The organism is Paenibacillus radicis (ex Gao et al. 2016) (assembly GCF_014641555.1).
GTDB classification, from domain to species: domain Bacteria; phylum Bacillota; class Bacilli; order Paenibacillales; family Paenibacillaceae; genus Pristimantibacillus; species Pristimantibacillus radicis.
Map to the genome: position 1 here is coordinate 165,376 of NZ_BMHY01000006.1, position 19,336 is coordinate 184,711.

The window sequence follows — 19,336 nt, forward strand, 5'->3', positions numbered from 1 at the left end:
AGCGTTACTTGCTGTAGCTTATAAATCCCGCCTCTCTTGAAAAAGCTTCCCCCACAGCAAAAGAGAAGCCCCAAGAAAAACAGAGCTTCTCTGCACATAACTGCATGTATGATTAGCAAGCTTCCGCCCGCTCTATGTCATCAAACCAGTTCAGCAGCCCGAGCGTTAGCCTCTACTTGGGCAGGGTCTTTGCAGCCCGGAATAACTGCCGTAACGACCGGATTCTTCAAGCACCACGCAAGCGCCCAGCTAGCCATGTCGACACCTTGCGGCACTTCTTCACGCTGAATGCGTTCGACTTCCTCCAGCTTCTGCCGCGTATTCTCCGCATCATGCCGGTGACGTACGTCGGTGCTGCCAAAAACAGCGCCTGGCTTGTACTTTCCGCTCAAATAACCGCTGGCAAGCGGCACTCGGGCAAGCACGCCAAGATCCTGGCGTTCGCAGGAAGGAAATACACGCTCTTCCGGCGCGCGGTCCAGCCGGTTGTAGACGACCTGAATTGCCCGCGAGTTCACTTTAGTCGACGCATCGGTCTGATGCAGGTTGTCGTTGCTGCCGATCGAAGTACCGAGAAACCGGATTTTCCCCGCCTCTACCTGCTTGTTCAGCGTTTCCCAGAGCTCGTCGTTGTCAAAAGCCGCATCCGGCCCGGAATGGAATTGATAAAGATCGATATAGTCAGTCTGCAGCGCTTTAAGCGAAGCATCCAGCTGGGCAACTACACCTTTGGCGTCGAATACGTCCGTACGGGAAAACCGTTCATGGAAATGATGGCCGAATTTCGTCGCAAGGATCCAATCCTCGCGGTTGCGGCGGCCAATGTAGCTGCCGATCAGCGATTCCGACAGATGATCACCATAGCATTCTGCCGTATCGATGAGGTTGATGCCGAGCTCCCGCCCTTTGTCGAGAATAGCATCCGCTTCATCCTGCGTATACTCCCGGCCCCACTCGCCGCCGAACTGCCATGTTCCAATGCCAATAACCGATACATTCAAATCCGTGCTGCCAAGTCTTCTATACTTCAACCGATACACCTCTTCCTGTCGGATATGTAACAACTTTATTGTACGATATCGACGGGACATGTTCCAATCCGCGCGCTTCTTTTTTATTCAAATCCCGCTTTTTTCAAGTTGCGGTAACTGATCGACAAGCTTTCGAATGCATCCGTCGGTCCGGCATCCCGCTCCACAAGATACCATTTCACATCCGCTTCCTCACATGCCTGGAAGATATCCGGCCACTCCAGATTGCCCTCCAGCACCTCAGCCATAATCGTCTTCTCATCGATGATTGCCATGTCCTTCAAATGAATCGCTTCTATTCTTCCTTTCATCTTCCTGATCCAACTGCTTGGATCAGCTCCCCCCGCCTGCACCCAATACGTATCAAGGGTAAACAGAAAGCTTTCTGGATCGGTATTTTCCAGCAGCGTTTCGATACCAAGCTTGCCGTTATGCTTTTCAAATTCGAAATGATGGTTATGATAGCTGAATTTCAATCCGTTTTGCGCCAGCTCCTTGGCGATGGCATTGAATTTGGCGGCAAATGCCACATATCCGTCTGCATTCCGGTATTCCGCAGGCAATCCTCCGATACCGGCCAGACCGCAGCCAAGCGTATGGTGATCGCGGATAAGACCGTCCAAATCATTAACAAATCGTTCATACGGCATATGGGTCAATACGATCTGCAATCCATGGGAACGCGCGATTGCGGCCAATTCTTCTGGCGGAATCGGCCCCATCCCCGAAGCTTGAATCGTCGTATAGCCGATTTCTTTAATTTTGCGAAGCGACTGGTCGATTTCCTCCGGTGTTTTGACAAAATCGCGAATCGTATACAGTTGAGCTCCTGTTATTTTGGACATCTGAATACCCGCCTTTCCATTCTTCTGATTTGCAATCTAATAAAGCGATTAGATCGGTTCCGCTACCCTTTTAGTATAATAAAATGCAGGCTTTCTTCCATTGCGAATAACAGGATTCACATTGCAAATATAGCGGTATTCTTTTACACTAATGGCGTAGATGAAGCAGGAGGGATCGTATGGGCACCGTTCGTGAATTACGTAACGATTCAATGATTTACCACTATAGCGTGGATCAGCGGCAAACAGATGAGTATGCGCTTCATTGCCATCCGTTCTATGAGCTGTTCTACTTTATTTCGGGTGAGGTCAGTTATTTAATCGAAGGGAAGCGCTACGTCCCGACACCCCATAGTCTGCTTCTCATTCCGCCGAACGTCTTTCACGGGGTGAAAATCGAGAGTACCGTTTCGTATGCGCGTTATGCGCTTCATTTTGTTCCCGATCTGCTGCCTATCGAAGTCCGGACGACGCTGCTGTCACCTTTTCATTCGGAGGGCGATTCCAATGACTTCTACTTCCCGGGTGCAGCCGATTCGAGCATGACATCCTTTTTCGAGCAGTTGATGGACTGCCTGGAGATGGATGATGACATCAGAGCGCTATCCGCGCGAATTCGATTGGAGGCGCTGCTCACTCAGTTGTTATTCATGAGCCGGTCCCGCAAGGACGGCCGGACAGCCGAGCTTCACTCTCAAAGCATGACACCTGTGCTTGCCTATCTGAACGAGCATTTAACGACCGAAATTACACTGGATGAGCTATCCGCCCGTTTTTTTATAAGCAAGCATCATTTGAACAAAATGTTCCGCAAAGCGACCGGGACGACGATTGGCCATTATATCCTTCACAAACGTGTCGTACTGGCCAGCCAACTGATGCAGGAGGGACATCCAGCCAGTCTTGCGGCAATGAATGCCGGATTCCAGCACTATTCTTCTTTCTACCGCGCCTATAAAAGCATTTACGGTCATTCGCCTACCGAGCGGAGCAACCAAATTACATTGCGCTAATGATGCCAAAAAGGCCCGTACCGCATCTGCGCAGCACGAGCCTATATGAATTTACACCCGCCGTTTGTATTTGCCATTATAGGCGATGCTAACGTCCACATCGATCTTCGCCAGCGAATGCTCGTCCAAAAACATAGCCGTTCCGTTTTTACTGACTTCCTTCCAAACCTTCGGGTATTTCCGGTATAGCTTTTCTTCCAGGCCAAACACGTCAACGCCGGTTTGAATGCCCGCTTCATAAGTCGTTTTAATATACTGCTGGACTTCCTTCTCGCATAAACGAACCATATCTTCGTACGACATCGGTTCGATATACTCATATAAGGCTGCCATATATCTGGCCTTCACCCGAAAGGTAACGTCCGTTCCTTTTACGACAGGCGTAATTTTCAGATTCGGAAAAGCCACGCTTACAGAACCATAGATAACACCCTTTTCGTCCTCCAACAACACTTGCACCCGGCGCATTTTCTGCTGCAGATAAGGAAAGCCAATCAGCTTTTTATGGGACATATATATAAATTTGCCCTCCCGCTCGAAAAAAGCCCCGTCGATGCGGTGCAAACTCTGCTCTCGTTCGTTAACTGTCCAGTCCCTCTTATTAATAACGACATTGGGCAAATAAGCACGGTTTTGCTTGCCGTTCAATTCCGCTATAAATCGAAGTGCAAGAACTGGCGGATAGAGTGATTCATCCTTGTACGAGGGGAGCGGATCATGGAGGATGGAGGACAACGGTGACTCGTTAAAAATCGTGTTGGTGCTCAGCAATTCCTCGATCGAATCCCTCGTACCGTATACCCATGTCGTATAACGGGACTCCGGATACCGGCTGATCATATCAAGCACTTTATGCAAATTCCCGCTCTCAAGCAGCCTTTCGGAAAAGACGATTGAAGTAATATGCCCCCATGTTATGTGCATCTGAGCGGTTCGGTACAGTTCGTTAATTGCCATGTCCAGCGTCTTTCCGCTTCCATGGCCCAGCCAGATGTTAGGAACCTTCCCGCCGCCTCCTCCCTCACCCTTAGCTACTGTGGAAAACTCAAGCATTTGCACATATACCGTATAAATTCCATCGGTGTAGTCAAGCCCCAGCGCTTTCGCATAGCTGTTGCTCTGAATTTCTGTCGCGCTCCAACAGCCGGTTGTCAGGAAAATTAGCACAGCTGAGAGGAGCAGGAGTGCAATCCTTCTGAGCGTTGCAATCTTCAATTGCCCTCATCCTTCCTCGGCGACTTCGTCTCGAGATAAAGAGGGCGGCGTTTATTCCAACTACGCGGCAGCTTGAACAAAGCGGCGTAAGCTTGCTTGATGTTAAGCGGACTGAGCGGAGCCAGATAGGGAACGCCAAATGATTCCAGACCCGTCAGGTAGATCAGAAATAAAATCAGCGACAATATGAACCCGTATATGCCAAGCGTCGCGCTCAAAATGAACGTAACGAACCGGATAATGATCAACGAGCTCGACATGACCTGATTGACGACCGTCGCTCCGGCAACGATTGTGACGGCTACCACAACAATCATAAGCGGGGAGACGATTCCGGCACGAATCGCCGATTCCCCGATGATAAGTCCGCCAACGACCGTCAGCGTCTGACCAATCGCCATTGGCAGCCTGACGCCCGCTTCACGGAACAGCTCCATCAGAATCATAATCAAGCACATCTCGACCCCCGTCTCCATCGGCAACCCCATCCGTCCGGTTGATACCGTGACGACAAGCGAGAACGGCACCTGATCCATATGAAAGGTCGTCAGCGCGATATAGAATCCCGGCAGAAACAAGGTGATGAATAAGCCCATAAACCGCAACAGCCGGCCAATATTAACCGAGAACAACGGAAAGTTGGCATCCTCCGGCGATTTGAGCAGTAGAAACAGATTAACGGGGCCGATGATCGCACTGGGATTCCCGTCCACGATAATGACAAAGCGGCCGTTGATTAGACATTCAGCTGCAAAATCAGGCCTGCCGGTATAGTGGGTTACCGGAAAAAGCGTAAATTGCAGCGGTGAGAGCAGCTCCTCTAATTGATTGGAAGTTAAGAGCCTCTCCACCTTAATGGTCTGCAGCTTCTGGTGAACATGCTGGATCATTTCATCGTTTGCGATATTACGCATATAGAGCAGAGCCACTTTATTGGCGGTAAGCGTGCCGATTACTTCAAACTTACAGGCCAGCTCGGAGGTCCGAAGGCGCGTCCGGATCAGCGCTACATTAACGGCGAGCGGCTCAATGAAGCCGTCGCCGGAGCCGCGAATCGTCACCTCGGTTTTGGATTGCTCCGGGGCCCGTGTCGGGATGTTAGAAATATCAATGCTCCACATCGCTTGCAGCGAAGGAATGCAGAACAGCATATGTCCCTCGAAGACACGAACGGCCATCGCTTCCGCACCGAACTGGCTTGTGTTAGGATCTACCTGCACCCATACGAGATTGGCTTCGTTCTCGACATCGGCTACCCGCAAATACTTCGTTTTCTCGAATATCCGGTTCAGCTCGGGAATAATGACATCATTAATCATATTCGTCTCTGCCATCCCGCAGTTATAGACGATAACAGCCGCTACGGGCGGATTGCCTACGCGATGACTATCGACGATAACATCATCGCAATAAGAAAAAAACTGCTCCAGTGTCCGCTGCGACATATGGAAAGGCTTCTGCTTCTGCCCATCCTTGCCATTTCCGCTGCCGTCATTACTGAGACTGCCTTTTACATTGCTGTTGCGATCAGCTTCTTTGCTCTTGCCGCTTGCGCTGCCCTTTGCGTCTTTTTCTTTCATTTATGCCACCTCTTTATCTTCTTTGCGCCACCACCCGAGAAGCGCGAGCAGAATGGTTAAGCTGTAAGCGTAAATAAGCACAGCAGGAAACTGAATATGGTTCACATATTCATAGACAAGATCGATACGCCACCAAATAATCGAGAATCCGCACATAATCGCCGTGATACATGCAATAGCAATCATCCGTTTATGAGGACGGCGTACGTCCAGCAAATCCACAATGAGGTACATCGCTATTGCAATTCGGGCAAAAGATCCGCTCAGCCATTGGTAGATCGATAAAAAATCGACATGCTGCAGCAGCTTGCCGACGTTAACCAGCTTCCACTGGTCAAAGGGAGTAATCCGCTGCTTCATCGCTTCTTCCGGGCCAAACTCCGTTATCCCCCCAATTGTCGGACCTAGCGTAATGCCGATCATAAAGATGCCGAGTATGAGCAAATGCCATAGCTTTACCTTGCTTTTAATTTCATGCTGGAACAACAGCAGCGTCCACACCTCGACCATCCCGGCCAACGCATAGATCATCCCTTGCCAGACAGGTTCAACGCCATGCTCCAGCATCGGGAGCAGCTGATTATAGTTTTTATATTTCGTATTGGCCCCCATGACGAAATAACCGAGAAAAATAACAAAGGGCAGCAGGATAGCAGAGGTCATCGCAATCGTAGGCAATCCCCTTATTGCAGCCAGCGCCGACACTAGCGCGCCTCCTATAACCACAATAGATAACGGTGTAAATTGTAAGTAAGTGGCTACCGTCCAGTTAGAGGTTTCGAACAGCGTATGGGTTCCGAGGATGAGCAGCAGCAGCGCCGCTGACAAGCGAAGTATCCATGACGGCACGATGCCGAATTGACGGGCAACCCAATCCGTCAGCCTTTGCCCGTGAACCCTTTTCATCACCACATACATAAGTATCATGAACAAAATAAAAAACGGGCCAGCCGCAATAATAGACAGCCAGGCATCCCGGCCCGCAGCATCCAATATAGCTGGGATGGCCAATACATGGCAGATTAAGCCGGCGCCAAGCATGATGATCGAGAACGCAAGCCAGACCGAAATCAGCTTATTGCCATGGTTCATGAGCCATCCTCCTTATGTTGACAAGTTATTTCTTATCATTCCAAATTTTAGCTGGGCTATTCCTGCAAAAAAGAAGAGGATGCCCTTCCGAGTAGTAATCTACTCGAGGAACATCCTCTTATATAACAAGTGCAGCAACATTCTTCTGACCGCTCAATCCTCCACTTTCCGCACATCGACGGTCACCTTAAGCTTCTGCTCGCCGTTGCCTCGGTAGACGCCTTTTACCGGAACAATATCCTTATAGTCGCGCCCATGACCCAGCTTCACATAACGCTCGCCAACCGGCGCCTCGTTAGTTGGATCGAAGCTGCACCAGCCAAGTGACGGCACATAAGCTTCCACCCAGGCATGGGAGGCTTGCTCGAAATCGGCGATTCCGCCTTGAAGATCGCCAACGAAATGATAGCCGCTCACATAGCGCGCTGGAATGCTGTGCGCCCGGCAGCAAGCAATCATCAGATGAGCGAAATCCTGGCATACACCCCGCTTCCGCTCGATCATATCGCTCGCTTTCGTTTTCACCGTCGTCGCTTCCGGGTCGTAAATGAACTGAACCCGAATGCTGCTGGACAAAGCAGACAACCAACCCATTACGCTAATATCGGTCTCTTCCTTATCGCTGATGCTGAAGGCAAAGCTCTCGACTTCAGGCGTCACGCCGGTGTATTCAGTCTCCAGCAGAAACTCAGCAAACCGGTTGGCCGCTTCCTCCGTTTCCAGCCATGCCCATGCTTCCCGCGCCAGTCTGCCATTCAACAGAGCAGCTTGCTCCTCCGGGCTTGGCGCATTTGTCGTGACGACGGTCATTTGCGTCCGGATCGTCAGCTTGCGGTGCATCGGATTGACGGAGAAGGAATGAACCCGATTACCGAAATAATCCTCATAGCTGAATAGAGAAGCGTTGGGCTCGATCCAGATCGCCTGCTGGTAGCAGGACTGGCGCTCGTTCGTGCTTGGCGTCAGACGGATTTCATTGACACTGTCCGTTACCGGTGCCTCGTATTCGTATTGCGTCACATGTGAAATATTCAGCTTCATGCGCTTGCTTCCCCCATTCGAAAAAAGGTTTTCGCAAACGCAACCCCCATCGTCTCGCACGCTTCCAGCAGATGGCTGACAATCAAACCGTTACGGTCGACGATCATATCATCATGCTCCAGACAAGCCAAATCCGCCTTCACCTTTCCAACCTGCCGGATGACTTTCTCATGAGCAACCCGAAGCTGCTTATCCTGCAGCTCGATCATGCGCATATGCTCATCCAGCGAATGAAAAGCGAAGTGAACGGAACGCGGAAAGGCCGCATTCAACACGACGAATTCAACAATCGATTCCACCGACATCCCATCTGCGTAAAATCGTCGGAAGGACTGATAGCCGCTCACCGATTTCAATACCGCTTGCAGGTACGGGTAAGCGCCCGCATTATTCCAGCCGTCTCCGCTTGCCGCGTTGCCGACCGCTTTAATGATGCGCAGCGTATTTTCCGCACGTTCCAGATACCGTCCGCATTCGATGAAATGCCATTCATTCTCCCGAGGCATAACGGACTGGCAGAAGCCCTGAAACAGAGCGGTCCACTCCCGAATGCGGCCATAGAACAAATGCGGCGATTCGCGCATGAGATCGTCTGGCTGCTTCTCCCTCAGCCATAAGTAAAAGGCGTTGATCGTATCCCACAGCTCGCTTGGCACCTTCTCGCGGATGGTTCTTAAATTGCCTCTGGCATGGCTCACACAGGACACAAGGGAATTGGCATTGTCGCGGTCGAGCGTAATGTAATGGAGAACATCTTGTTCGCTATAGGCGCCATATTGTCCTTCATAGGAATCTCTGCTGCCCAGCGCATCAACGATTCGCGTCCATTTGCAAGGCGCATCCACAGCTTCGCCCCCGGGACCGCGTGCTTCCAAACCGCGTTCATCCTCTGCCTGCAGATGGTAGTGAACGTCAATCAATCTTGCGTGATTTTCCGCGCGTTCCATATAGCGGCCAATCCAGAATAAAGCTTCCGCATTACGATTAAGCATAGCGACCCCTCCATTTCTTCGACCTCGACCGAGGTTCCTTATTGACCGTTTTATCGGTTCAATACCCATGTATCCTTCACGCCGCCCCCTTGCGAGGAATTAACGACGAGCGAGCCTTCTCTCATTGCGACTCTTGTGAGACCGCCAGGTATAACATGCGTCTCCTCGCCCATTAGCGCAAATGCCCGCAAATCGATATGCCGGGGCGACATGCTTCCATCGACCATGACCGGTGCCCGCGACAGCTTCATCGTCGTCTGCGCAATATAACGGTCCGGCTGGCGTATAATCGCAGCTGCGAAATCTTTAATTTCCTTTGCCGAAGCCGTAGGGCCGATCAGCATGCCATAACCGCCTGACAACGATGTTTCTTTTACGACCAGTTGTTCCAAGTGATCCAGCACGTAATCCCGTTCTTCTTTGCGCGACAAAATATAGGTCGGAACGTTATGCAGAATCGGCTCCTCGCCCAAATAGTAACGAATCATATCAGGGACGTATGCATACACTGCTTTATCGTCCGCTACCCCTGTACCTGGAGCATTCGCAATCGCAACGTTGCCGGCCCGGTAAGCATTCATCAAGCCTGGCACGCCAAGCAGCGAATCCGGATGGAAAGCGAGCGGGTCGAGAAAATCGTCGTCGATCCGGCGGTATATGACGTCCACCTGACGCAAACCGCCCAAATCACGCAAATAAATTTTATGGTCCTTATAGACCAAATCTCTCCCTTCCACGAGATGGATGCCCATTTGCTGGGCCAGAAAGGTATGCTCGTAATAAGCGGAGTTGAAAGCTCCCGGTGTAAGAAGTACAATCAGCGGGTCGCGCTTGCCGTTAGGTGCCAGTGAACGAAGCGAGCTCAGGAAATAATTCAAGCTGCGTTCGATACTCTGTACGGATGAGGATAAGTATAAATCGTGGAACAGCTCGCTCATGAGCGTGCGGCCTTTGAACAAATACGAGAAGCCCGACGGAGAGCGTAAATTGTCCTCTAGTACATAGTAACGGCCTTTCTCGTCTCTTATTAAGTCTATGCCGGAAGCGGTAATATAAACGCCCCCGGGAACATCGAGCCCGGACATTTCCGGACGGAAATACGTGTTGGATACGATCATTCGTCTAGGGATGACGCCGTCTGCTACGATGCGCTGACCGTGGTAAATATCATGAACGAACAGATTAAGCGCTTTGATGCGCTGACGGACGCCGCGGTCCACCGCATCCCATTCATGCTTCGGAATGACTCGGGGAATATAGTCGAACGGAATGGTACGCTCAAGCGGCTCGTTCTGATTGGGGCTATAGAGGGTGAAGGTAATCCCCTCCTCCAGCATCCTTTGATTGAGGGCATGCTGCCGCATCGACAACTCGGCATGCTTCATCCGTCCGAATAAACGATGGACGCTTTCGTAATGCGGGCGAACGGACAGATCCTGCTCGAACATCTCATCGTAAAATGATTGCGAATCATAATAGTGCGACTGCGTGGCCGTCGACATGCGAACCGCCTCCTCCATGATGGTGCAGCATCCTCAATCGATGCTTACGTCGGACATTCCTTATAAAATGTTATATTGATGTAAGGTAATGTAAGTGTTTTCGATGACTTTTACCTACATTTACATCTTTTATGGTAGCTTCATCATACTAAATCCGGATATTCATGTCAACTTATATAACATAAAAAGCAGGGCTTCTTTTGGAAGAAGATCCCTGCTTTTATCATATGCCTATTTTTTTGTTATGTATTCAATTCACGCAAATCTTTCGCCACCTGCTCCACCATTTGAACGAATACTGCTAATTCCTGTGAACGGGCCGCCTGGTTCCGGGCTTCACCGGACGTTTGCTCCGATTCTTTCTGTACGGCAGAGATTTTTTTCTCAATTTCCTCCAGATTGCGCTGGATCGTCTCCATCGCCGTCCGTGATGAGGCTGCCAGCTTTCGAACCTCGTTGGCTACAACTTCAAAGCCTCGACCGTTCTCCCCTGCTCTGGCCGCTTCAATTGCGGCATTCAACCCCAATAAATGCGTCTGATCGGAAATACCGCGAATCAAGGTTCCCATCTCCGTAATGCCATCCAGCTCAACTTGCAGCTCGCCAAGCAGTTCATGTGCTTTGTCCTGCGACTGTGACGTCGATACTGCGGTTGCAGCAATCGATTGTGCGCCTTCGTCCAGCTCGACCATGAGTCCTGCCAGTTTCTCGACCGCACCTGTTACGGTTGTCAGCATTTCGGACCGTTCATCGGCCAAAGTTTGAATTTTCGCTTGTTCGGATTGGTTATATGCCTCCAAAACGAGCTGTGAATCTAAATTGAACATTTTGCTAAGCGAATGAATGATGCCGCTCCAGCGTTCAGGAATAACCCGCTGCATCACTTGCGTCGAAATATCGAGATAGGTCATATAAGTACCGAGATACCAGTCCGTTGTTAAGCCGATCCGCGAGTGAACCAAGCCAATTTTAATCCGGTTCTCAATAAACGGCTCATCGATGACGCCGGAAGCCAGCGACAGCCAATAGACGCGCTGCGTTTCTTTCAACCGTTCAATATTGCTGACCCGGTTAATCAGATCCATCATTTCGGGATATTGTTCAATACTGGAGTAGAAGCGGTCAACTACTTCCTCCACGACTTGCTCGAATATCGGACGGCAGGCTGACAGCCTGTCCAAATCTTCTTGGGTTATTCTCGTATAGTCCAGCTGCCGTTGACGATGCGCCGAAACGTTAATCATGTTGAAGCTCCCCCTATGGTTGGCATTATTATGCTTCTTCCTATTATATCGACAAAACCAGGTATAAAGTAACCCTTATTTGGAAAAACAAAACCAGCGGCACCATTCTCCGCTGGTTTTGTTCACAATTTAGCGATTTAATAGACTGCCTACATACCGGAGAAGCTCATTGGCACATACCGGGCAGTAGCCATGCTCGTCGATCAGCCGCTTTGTCACTTCATTAATCCGTTTCAATTGGCTCTCATCCGGCGTTTTCGTCGATGTCGTAATTTTGACAATATCCTTCAAATCAGCGAACAGCTTTTTCTCCACCGCTTCGCGCAAACGCTCATGACTGGTGAAATCAAACTTTTTGCCTTTTCGGGAATACGACGATATCCGAATGAGAATTTCCTCGCGAAACGCTTTTTTTGCATTTTCGGAGACGCCGATCTGCTCTTCGATCGAACGCATCAGCCGCTCATCGGGATCCATTTCTTCCCCGGTCAGCGGATCTTTAATTTTCGCCCAATTGCAATAGGACTCGATATTGTCGAGATAGTTCTCGAATAAGGTGCGAGCAGACTCCTCGAAGGAGTAGACGAAGGCCTTCTGAATCTCCTTCTTCGCCAGCCCGTCATACTCCTTGCGGGCAACGGAGATGAAGTTCAAATACCGCTCCCGCTCCTCCTTCGTAATCGACGGATGCTGATCGAGTCCGTCCTTCAGCGCCCGCAGCACATCCAGCGCATTAATGCACTGTGTATCCTGCTTAATTAAAGCGCTCGAAATCCGGTTGATGACGTAGCGCGGATCGACGCCGGACATGCCTTCTTCAATATACTCGTTTTGCATCTCCTTCAGATCGGCATCCTTGAAGCCCTCAATCTCCTCGCCGTCATACATCCGCATCTTTTTGACCAGATCCATGCCTTGTTTCTTCGTTTCCTTCAGGCGGGTAAGTATGCTGAAAATCGCAGCCGAACGCAGCGCGTGCGGCGAAATATGAATATGCTTCATGTCGCTTTGGCCGATCAGCTTCGTATAAATCTTTTCCTCCTCCGACACCTTCAAGTTGTACGGGATTGGCATGACGATCATCCGCGACTGCAGCGCTTCGTTTTTCTTATTGCTGATGAATGATTTGTATTCGGATTCATTTGTGTGGGCAATTATGAGTTCATCAGCTGATATTAACGCAAATCGTCCAGCTTTAAAATTTCCTTCCTGCGTCAGCGAGAGCAGATTCCACAGAAACTTCTCATCGCATTTCAGCATCTCTTGAAACTCCATCAGCCCGCGATTCGCTTTATTCAGCTCACCGTCGAAGCGGTAAGCGCGCGGATCGGATTCGGAGCCGAACTCCGTAATCGTGGAGAAGTCGATGCTCCCCGTCAGATCGGCAATATCCTGAGACTTCGGATCAGAAGGGCTGAATGTACCGATACCGATACGGTTATCCTCGGAAATGAGCACCCGCTCGACAAGCACATTTTCGATTTCACCGCCATATTCGGTGCGCAGCCTCATCTGGCACGAAGGGCAAAGGTTGCCTTCAATCCGCACGCCAAGCTCCTTCTCAATTTCTGGCCGAAGGTCATGCGGAATGAGATGCAAAGGCTCCTCGTGCATCGGGCAGCCTTTAATCGCATAGACGGCGCCTCGTTCGGTTCTGGAATAGCGCTCCAGTCCTTTTTTGAGCATCGTCACAATCGTTGATTTCCCCCCGCTTACAGGTCCCATCAACAGCAGTATCCGTTTACGGACATCCAGCCTTCTTGCAGCCGAATGGAAATATTCCTCCACCAGTTTCTGAACCGCACGGTCAAGCCCGAAAATTTCCTGTTCAAAAAACTTGTATCGCTTGTTGCCGTTCGTGTCCTCCACGCCGAATGATTCAATCATGTCATAGACGCGCGAGTGCGCTGTCATGGCCGGTGTGGGATCCTGCCTCAATGATTCGATGTATGCCTTGAACGTTCCTGTCCATTCCAGCTTCTCACTCTCTGTCCGATACTCCGATATTCGCTTGAAAATGTCCATGCCGTGCCTCCTCCCATCGCTTCCGCAATCCGCATTTTTCACTCCGCCCGGGATTTTCTCTAGCCCATCTATCGAGGGAACAACTTTTTATTGAAGTATTACATTCCTATGCTTAGTCCTGTAGGAAATTGACCACTATTTTAGTCGGCAATCCATCAAAATGCGACAAGCGTGAACAATCCTTTGTTATAATAGGTGGGAGAAAGCGAGGGATTTTCCGTGGCCGTCACGAAGGAAGAAGAGCTGTACAGCCCTATTAAAGCTTACTATGAGCGGCTGGGATACACGGTGAAAAGCGAAGTTCTGCACTGTGACCTTGTCGCTATGAAACCGGACGCCTCCGATGCGGTTGTTGTCGAAATGAAAAAAACGTTCAACCTCGCGCTGCTTCTGCAGGGAGTTGAACGCTTGCGAATTAATGACAATGTCGTGCTTGCCGTGGAACGCAACCGGAAAAAGAGCGGCGCCCACAACCAGCGCTTTAGCGATATTACCGAGCTATGCCGGATGCTGGGCCTCGGATTTATGACCGTTACATTCTTTAAGACAAAAGCACCGGTCATTGAATTTCTTTGCGAGCCGGGCGATGCGCCGCAGCGCGGCATCCGCAGAAAGAAGCAAGCCCGCCTGCTTCAGGAATTCCGCGAGCGGAGCGGCGATTATAATGTAGGTGGCAGCACCGGACGCAAGCTGGTCACTGCCTACCGTGAAAAAGCGCTTCGCTGCGCCTATGCCATGCAACGCTACGGACCGCTCTCCCCGAGCAAGCTGGCGACGTTAACCGAGTTTGCCAAATGTGGAGATCTGCTACGCAGCAACTACTATAGCTGGTTCGAGCGGGTCAAGCGAGGCAGCTACGGTCTGACGCCAAGCGGCGAGAAAGCGCTGGAGGAATACGCTGGCGTCATCGCCGAGTGGATAGCAAAACTGCCGCCCGACGCCTAATGGCGTCGCAGCGGCAGTGATTGAATAATGGAATGATAGAGGAATGAACATCATTCCGGCGAAGCGATAATGCTTGCTCTAGCTACGTGCCGTAAATTCGCGAATGGCATCCGCCAGCCGCTCTACACCCTGCACCGTTTTTTGCCCCGTATTATGGGTGAAATTGAGTCTTGCCGTATTCCGCTGCGGATCATAGGCGTAGAAGGAGCTCCCCGGCACAAACGCCACTCCTTTTAACACAGCAGCCTTTAACAACACTTCCGCATCAAGCCCTTCCGGCAGCTGCGTCCAAATAAACATGCCGCCCTTTGGCTCGATCCAGCTGAAGCCCTCAATCTTTTGCTCCAGAAGCAAGCTCTGCATCTCCACCATTCTGTCTCGATACGAACGGCGAATCGTTTGAATATGATCGTCTAGTGGAAAATGAGCCAGCAGTTGGCTAAGAATTTGCTGATCCATCGTGCTGGAATGAATATCAGCAGCCTGCTTCGCCTTCGCCATCATTCGGATTACTTTGGCATTGCCAATAGCCCAGCCGGTACGCAGCGCAGGAGCAACCGTCTTGGAGAAGGTACTGGTGTAAATGACAGCTCCGCCTTGCTGCTGCTGATCCAGCGAGAACAGCGTCGGGTAGTCCGCCGTTTCATCAAACTTAATTTCGCCGTACGGATCATCCTCCAGAATCGGAATGCCGTTTCGCACGCATAGATCCAGAAGCTGCTGCCTTCTTTCCAGACTCCATACATTGCCTGTCGGGTTTCCGAAAGTTGGAACCGCATACAGCATTTTCGGTTTATGTTCACGAATGAGGCGCTCTGCGTCTTCCGGAATGATGCCATGCTCATCGCTTTCCGCCGCAATGACGCGCAAACCGTACAGCTCGAATACTTGCAAGCAAGCAAGATAAGTCGGCTTTTCTACCAAGATGACGTCGCCAGGCTCCGTCAGCACTTGCACGAGCAAGCTGATCGCTTGCTGCGAGCCGGTTGTCAGAATGATTTCATCCGGGTCAACATTCATCCCTTTTTGCGCCATACGAACGCAAAGCTGCTCGCGAAGCGGCAAATAGCCTTCAGTCAAACCATATTGCAGAGCGCCTTTCCCTGCATCAAATACACGCTCAGCCGCCTCTCGGACAGCTTGTACAGGAAACAACTCCTCCGCAGGCAAGCCGCCGGCGAACGAGATCATATCCTTCCCTTGCGTCAGCTTCAAAATATCTCTAACAGCCGACGATTTTACCTCGGCAATTCGCGATGCAAACCGATAATCCATTACGTTTGCGCCTCCCCATTATTAGTCTGAATCCTTTTATTTTAGCAAGGTGTTCACAACTTTTAAAGTTTTCTTTTTTCGCATCGTTGGGTATAATGAAGAAGATGTAGCGGAATCAATCGGAGGTGTCTGCGCAATGTCCATTACCATGATTACCGTACTGACGGTCTTTGTTTTATTCGTGGCTGCGATGTTAACGTCTTCTTACAACGAAGACAAAACAAAAGGCCTCTAATTCGGCCATTGTGCATCCCGGTATTCGGGATTAAAAGAAGGAAGCTTCCTATACTAAGCGTGTTGGCGCTTGATACAGGAAGCTTCCTTCTTTTTTTAGCATGCTATGGATTAACGGCGAAGTTGATTCATCTCGCCTACACATTGTCCGCATAAGTATCTGTCTTTAAAATCACGTACCTCTTCCATCGACCCGCAAAATACGCATCTTGGACGGTAACGCTCCAAAATAATGTGATCGCCTTGTACTAATATTTCAACGGGATCCCCTTCATTCATCTGATACCGTTTGCGAAGAGACTTTGGAAGCACAATTCGCCCAAGTTGATCTACTTTTCTTACCACCCCTGCTGGTTTCATCGTTTTCACCTCTTCTGTGTCTAGATTTGCAAGCTTTCCAGTGAAACCTTTGCTTTAATAGCTTTCGATGAGCATTCGGCAATTCCTTCTGACATTCTCATATTCTTAACATTCTGCAATTAATGAAGAGATGGGAAATGATTTTGCCGAAGCGCCTCGTAGATAACAATCGCTGCCGAGTTCGATAAATTAAGCGATCTGACGTCTCCCGTCATAGGCATCCGGATACAAGTATCCAGATTCGCATCAATCAGCTCCTGGGGCAGCCCCTTGGTCTCTTTGCCAAACACAAAAAAATCGCCGTCCCGATATTCAAACTCCGAATATACTTTTTTGGCACGCGTACTGGCATAGAAAAAACGGCCTTCAGGGTTGCTGTCCAGCACTTCCTGGAACGAATCATGGTACTCAATGTGAACCGCATGCCAATAATCGAGACCCGCCCGCTTTAAGGTACGATCATCTGTTTGAAAGCCTAACGGCCGAACAAGATGCAGATGCGCTCCCGTAGCTGCGCATGTTCTTGAAATATTGCCCGTATTTGCCGGTATTTCAGGTTCTACTAATACAATATGGAATGCCACTCTCTTTCACACCTCTCATTCTTGCCTATACATTATACATGAAATGATAGATTTGCGCATTTTCTCGAAAAATTTTACACATCGTTAACTTACGGTTAATCTTCGGATGAATGTACTCCTTCATAATGAAGTCATTAATGGGAGTGTAAAGGAGAATAGTGCGATGAAGAAAAAAATATTAGTCGTCGATGACGAGCCCTCCATCTCCATGCTCATCGAGTTCAATTTAAAGCTTGCCGGCTATGAGGTTCGATGCGTCGGAGACGGCGAAGCCGTATTTGATATGCTTAAACCATTTCGTCCTGACTTAATCGTATTGGATCTCATGCTGCCGAAAATGGATGGTCTCCAAGTATGCCGCGAGCTGCGCAAGCTCAACAATGCTGTGCCGATCGTCATGCTTACCGCTTTGCAGGATGTTACCGACAAAATCGCGGGACTGGATAATGGTGCCGACGATTATATGACAAAACCGTTTAGTCCGCAGGAGCTCATTTCTCGCATACAGGCTATTTTCCGCCGCATACAAGCCTTGCCCAGTCATGTTGAAAGCTCCGCCTTCGATATTGGCCGGCTTTCGGTAAGACCCGATCAACGTGAGGTTATTGTAGACGGCAAAGATATCGAGCTTACGCCAAAGGAATTCGAGCTGCTCTTATTCCTCTGTAAGCACAAAGGTAAAGTGCTGAGCCGCCAGCAGCTGCTGCACGGCGTCTGGGATTATCATTTCCTTGGCGATACGCGTATTGTCGATGTTCACATTAGCCATCTGCGGGATAAAATCGAGAAAAACGCCAGAATGCCTGAGTATATTATGACCGTGCGCAATGTCGGTTATAAGCTGCTCGGCCCGAACGGCGTCGAAGCCTCGTCCCTCGCATAACCGCTTAGATGATGAATAAATAGGATTGACACATTTAATAGGATTCACACAAAGAAAGGACAGCCGTCAAGCGCTGTCCTTTCTTCTTTTGTTTCATTAGCCGTTGCGTTTTTGGAAATCAGCCATAAATTCCGCAAGCGCTTTGCAGCTTTCAAGCGGAACCGCATTGTAAGTCGAAGCGCGCAAGCCGCCAACGTCGCGGTGCCCTTTCAGACCAACAAAGCCGTGCTGCTCCGATTCTTTCACAAATTGCTTCTCAAGCTCTTCGGTGTGAATACGGAATGTAATGTTCATAACCGAACGGCTGTCCGCATGTGCAGCACCCGTATAGAAGCCGCCGCTTTGATCAATTTGATCGTAGATCAGCTTCGTCTTATCGCGGTTGAACTGCTCCAATTGCGCGACGCCGCCTTTGCTTTGAATCCATTTCAGAACGAGATTAACCATATAAACCGAGAAGGATGGCGGTGTATTGTATAGCGAGCTGTTTTTCGCATGCGTATCGTAACGGAAAATAGCGGGAATATGTTTAGGGCTTTCGGCAACCAGATCATCGCGGATGATAACAACTGTAACACCGGATGGTCCAAGATTTTTTTGAGCGCCAGCATAAATGAGGCCAAATTGACTCACATCAACAGGACGGGACAAAATATCACTCGACATATCGGCAATCAATGGCACGTTTCCGCCAATGACCGGATATTGCTGGAATTGCGTACCGCCAATCGTTTCATTGGAAGTCAAATGTACATAAGCTGCATTTTCAGGCACTACGATTTCGCTTTGGCTAGGTACGCGCATAAACTTGTCGCTTTCCGTCGTCGCCGCAACTACTGTCTCACCGATCAGCTTCGCTTCCTTGATCGCTTTCTCCGCCCAGTTGCCCGTCATAACGTATGCACCAGGACGTCCTTCGCGAAGAAGGTTCATCGGAATCATAGCGAACTGCTGGCTTGCTCCGCCTTGCAGGAAAAGCACCTTATAATTGTCGGGAATTCCGAACAATTCGCGCATTAGCGCTTGCGTCTCATTATTTACATTCTCATAAAGGGCGCTACGGTGCGACATTTCCATGATGGACATGCCGGCACCTCCGTACTCAACAAACTGCTCTTGTGCCTGCTGCAGCACTTCAAGCGGCAAAGCGGCTGGTCCAGCATTGAAGTTATAAGCTCGTTTCATCTCCGTTACCCACCTTTTTGTTTGGTTACATCCGAGGTTAATCTCACATGATAACGCTAATGATAACAAGTTTATGCCGATGCTTCAAGTGTATTTCGACGAATATTGTTGACAAAAAGTCGAACGCTAAAGGTTTAGTTTCTGTAAATCATTCGGATTTTGATGAGATAGTCATTTTTACTCCCAACAATTCGCCAATAACGTAAATGATGGGCTCGTGCTGCTTGCGATAAGTCCGTTTTTTCGCTATTCGGTATTGAATTTCCTTAAATTTTGGGGTGTAGAGCTGG

The 19,336-nt window shown here is 49.7% G+C and carries 17 protein-coding genes; 3 read left to right on the forward strand and 14 right to left on the reverse strand.

The genetic code is table 11. The features are described from left to right. Nucleotides 1–140: 140 nt before the first annotated feature. Complete coding sequence (locus IEX98_RS17080; RefSeq protein WP_188890424.1) at nt 141–1,031, reverse strand: aldo/keto reductase; 891 nt, start codon at nt 1,029–1,031, stop codon at nt 141–143. Between the two features lie 83 nt (nt 1,032–1,114). After that, nucleotides 1,115–1,876: a sugar phosphate isomerase/epimerase family protein gene (locus tag IEX98_RS17085; protein ID WP_188890425.1), complete on the reverse strand. Its 762-nt coding sequence runs from the start codon at nt 1,874–1,876 to the stop codon at nt 1,115–1,117. A 179-nt stretch (nt 1,877–2,055) separates the two neighbouring features. Between IEX98_RS17085 and IEX98_RS17090 the strand changes: the two genes are divergently transcribed. Beyond that, complete coding sequence (locus IEX98_RS17090; protein ID WP_188890426.1) at nt 2,056–2,889, forward strand: helix-turn-helix transcriptional regulator; 834 nt, start codon at nt 2,056–2,058, stop codon at nt 2,887–2,889. Between the two features lie 51 nt (nt 2,890–2,940). On the opposite strand, the gene IEX98_RS17095 is transcribed toward IEX98_RS17090, so the two are convergent. The 8 genes from IEX98_RS17095 to IEX98_RS17130 all read right to left on the reverse strand — a co-directional run bounded on the left by IEX98_RS17095 (nt 2,941) and on the right by IEX98_RS17130 (nt 13,580). Next, nucleotides 2,941–4,104: a Ger(x)C family spore germination protein gene (locus tag IEX98_RS17095; protein WP_188890427.1), complete on the reverse strand. Its 1,164-nt coding sequence runs from the start codon at nt 4,102–4,104 to the stop codon at nt 2,941–2,943. Further along, nucleotides 4,101–5,684, reverse strand: coding sequence for a spore germination protein (locus IEX98_RS17100; RefSeq protein WP_188890428.1), 1,584 nt, complete (start codon nt 5,682–5,684; stop codon nt 4,101–4,103). The genes IEX98_RS17095 and IEX98_RS17100 overlap by 4 nt, the downstream gene beginning before the upstream one ends. Beyond that, nucleotides 5,685–6,776, reverse strand: a complete 1,092-nt coding sequence (locus tag IEX98_RS17105; protein WP_188890429.1) for a GerAB/ArcD/ProY family transporter — start codon at nt 6,774–6,776, stop codon at nt 5,685–5,687. A gap of 153 nt (nt 6,777–6,929) precedes the next feature. Next, nucleotides 6,930–7,817 carry a transglutaminase family protein gene (locus tag IEX98_RS17110; protein WP_188890430.1) on the reverse strand — a complete coding sequence of 296 codons (888 nt, stop codon included), beginning with the start codon at nt 7,815–7,817 and terminating at the stop codon, nt 6,930–6,932. Beyond that, a complete protein-coding gene (locus tag IEX98_RS17115; RefSeq protein ID WP_188890431.1) occupies nt 7,814–8,809 on the reverse strand; it encodes an alpha-E domain-containing protein in 996 nt (331 codons plus the stop codon). Before IEX98_RS17115 ends, IEX98_RS17110 begins: the two co-directional genes overlap by 4 nt. A gap of 50 nt (nt 8,810–8,859) precedes the next feature. Continuing rightward, complete coding sequence (locus tag IEX98_RS17120) at nt 8,860–10,311, reverse strand: circularly permuted type 2 ATP-grasp protein (RefSeq protein ID WP_188890432.1); 1,452 nt, start codon at nt 10,309–10,311, stop codon at nt 8,860–8,862. Nucleotides 10,312–10,553: 242 nt separating this feature from the next. Further along, nucleotides 10,554–11,555, reverse strand: a complete 1,002-nt coding sequence (locus IEX98_RS17125) for a globin-coupled sensor protein (RefSeq protein WP_188890433.1) — start codon at nt 11,553–11,555, stop codon at nt 10,554–10,556. Between the two features lie 129 nt (nt 11,556–11,684). Then, nucleotides 11,685–13,580: a PrkA family serine protein kinase gene (locus IEX98_RS17130; protein WP_188890434.1), complete on the reverse strand. Its 1,896-nt coding sequence runs from the start codon at nt 13,578–13,580 to the stop codon at nt 11,685–11,687. A gap of 219 nt (nt 13,581–13,799) precedes the next feature. On the opposite strand from IEX98_RS17130, the gene IEX98_RS17135 reads away from it, so the two are divergent. Then, nucleotides 13,800–14,525: a DUF2161 domain-containing phosphodiesterase gene (locus IEX98_RS17135; protein ID WP_188890435.1), complete on the forward strand. Its 726-nt coding sequence runs from the start codon at nt 13,800–13,802 to the stop codon at nt 14,523–14,525. Nucleotides 14,526–14,603: 78 nt separating this feature from the next. Here IEX98_RS17135 and IEX98_RS17140 read toward each other — a convergent pair whose 3' ends face one another. The 3 genes from IEX98_RS17140 to trmL form a co-directional block, all read right to left on the reverse strand. Beyond that, the gene (locus IEX98_RS17140) at nt 14,604–15,800 is read right to left on the reverse strand and encodes an aminotransferase-like domain-containing protein (RefSeq protein WP_188890436.1); all 1,197 of its coding nucleotides are present in this window, start codon (nt 15,798–15,800) and stop codon (nt 14,604–14,606) included. A 345-nt stretch (nt 15,801–16,145) separates the two neighbouring features. Beyond that, nucleotides 16,146–16,394: an AbrB/MazE/SpoVT family DNA-binding domain-containing protein gene (locus IEX98_RS17145; RefSeq protein WP_188890437.1), complete on the reverse strand. Its 249-nt coding sequence runs from the start codon at nt 16,392–16,394 to the stop codon at nt 16,146–16,148. A gap of 119 nt (nt 16,395–16,513) precedes the next feature. Continuing rightward, complete coding sequence (gene trmL, locus IEX98_RS17150) at nt 16,514–16,978, reverse strand: tRNA (uridine(34)/cytosine(34)/5-carboxymethylaminomethyluridine(34)-2'-O)-methyltransferase TrmL (protein WP_188890438.1); 465 nt, start codon at nt 16,976–16,978, stop codon at nt 16,514–16,516. Between the two features lie 163 nt (nt 16,979–17,141). Here trmL and IEX98_RS17155 point away from each other — a divergent pair, with 163 nt between their 5' ends. Beyond that, a complete protein-coding gene (locus IEX98_RS17155; protein WP_188890439.1) occupies nt 17,142–17,861 on the forward strand; it encodes a response regulator transcription factor in 720 nt (239 codons plus the stop codon). Nucleotides 17,862–17,957: 96 nt separating this feature from the next. On the opposite strand, the gene serC is transcribed toward IEX98_RS17155, so the two are convergent. Continuing rightward, a complete protein-coding gene (gene serC / locus IEX98_RS17160) occupies nt 17,958–19,046 on the reverse strand; it encodes a 3-phosphoserine/phosphohydroxythreonine transaminase (RefSeq protein WP_188890440.1) in 1,089 nt (362 codons plus the stop codon). Between the last annotated feature and the right edge of the window lie 290 nt (nt 19,047–19,336).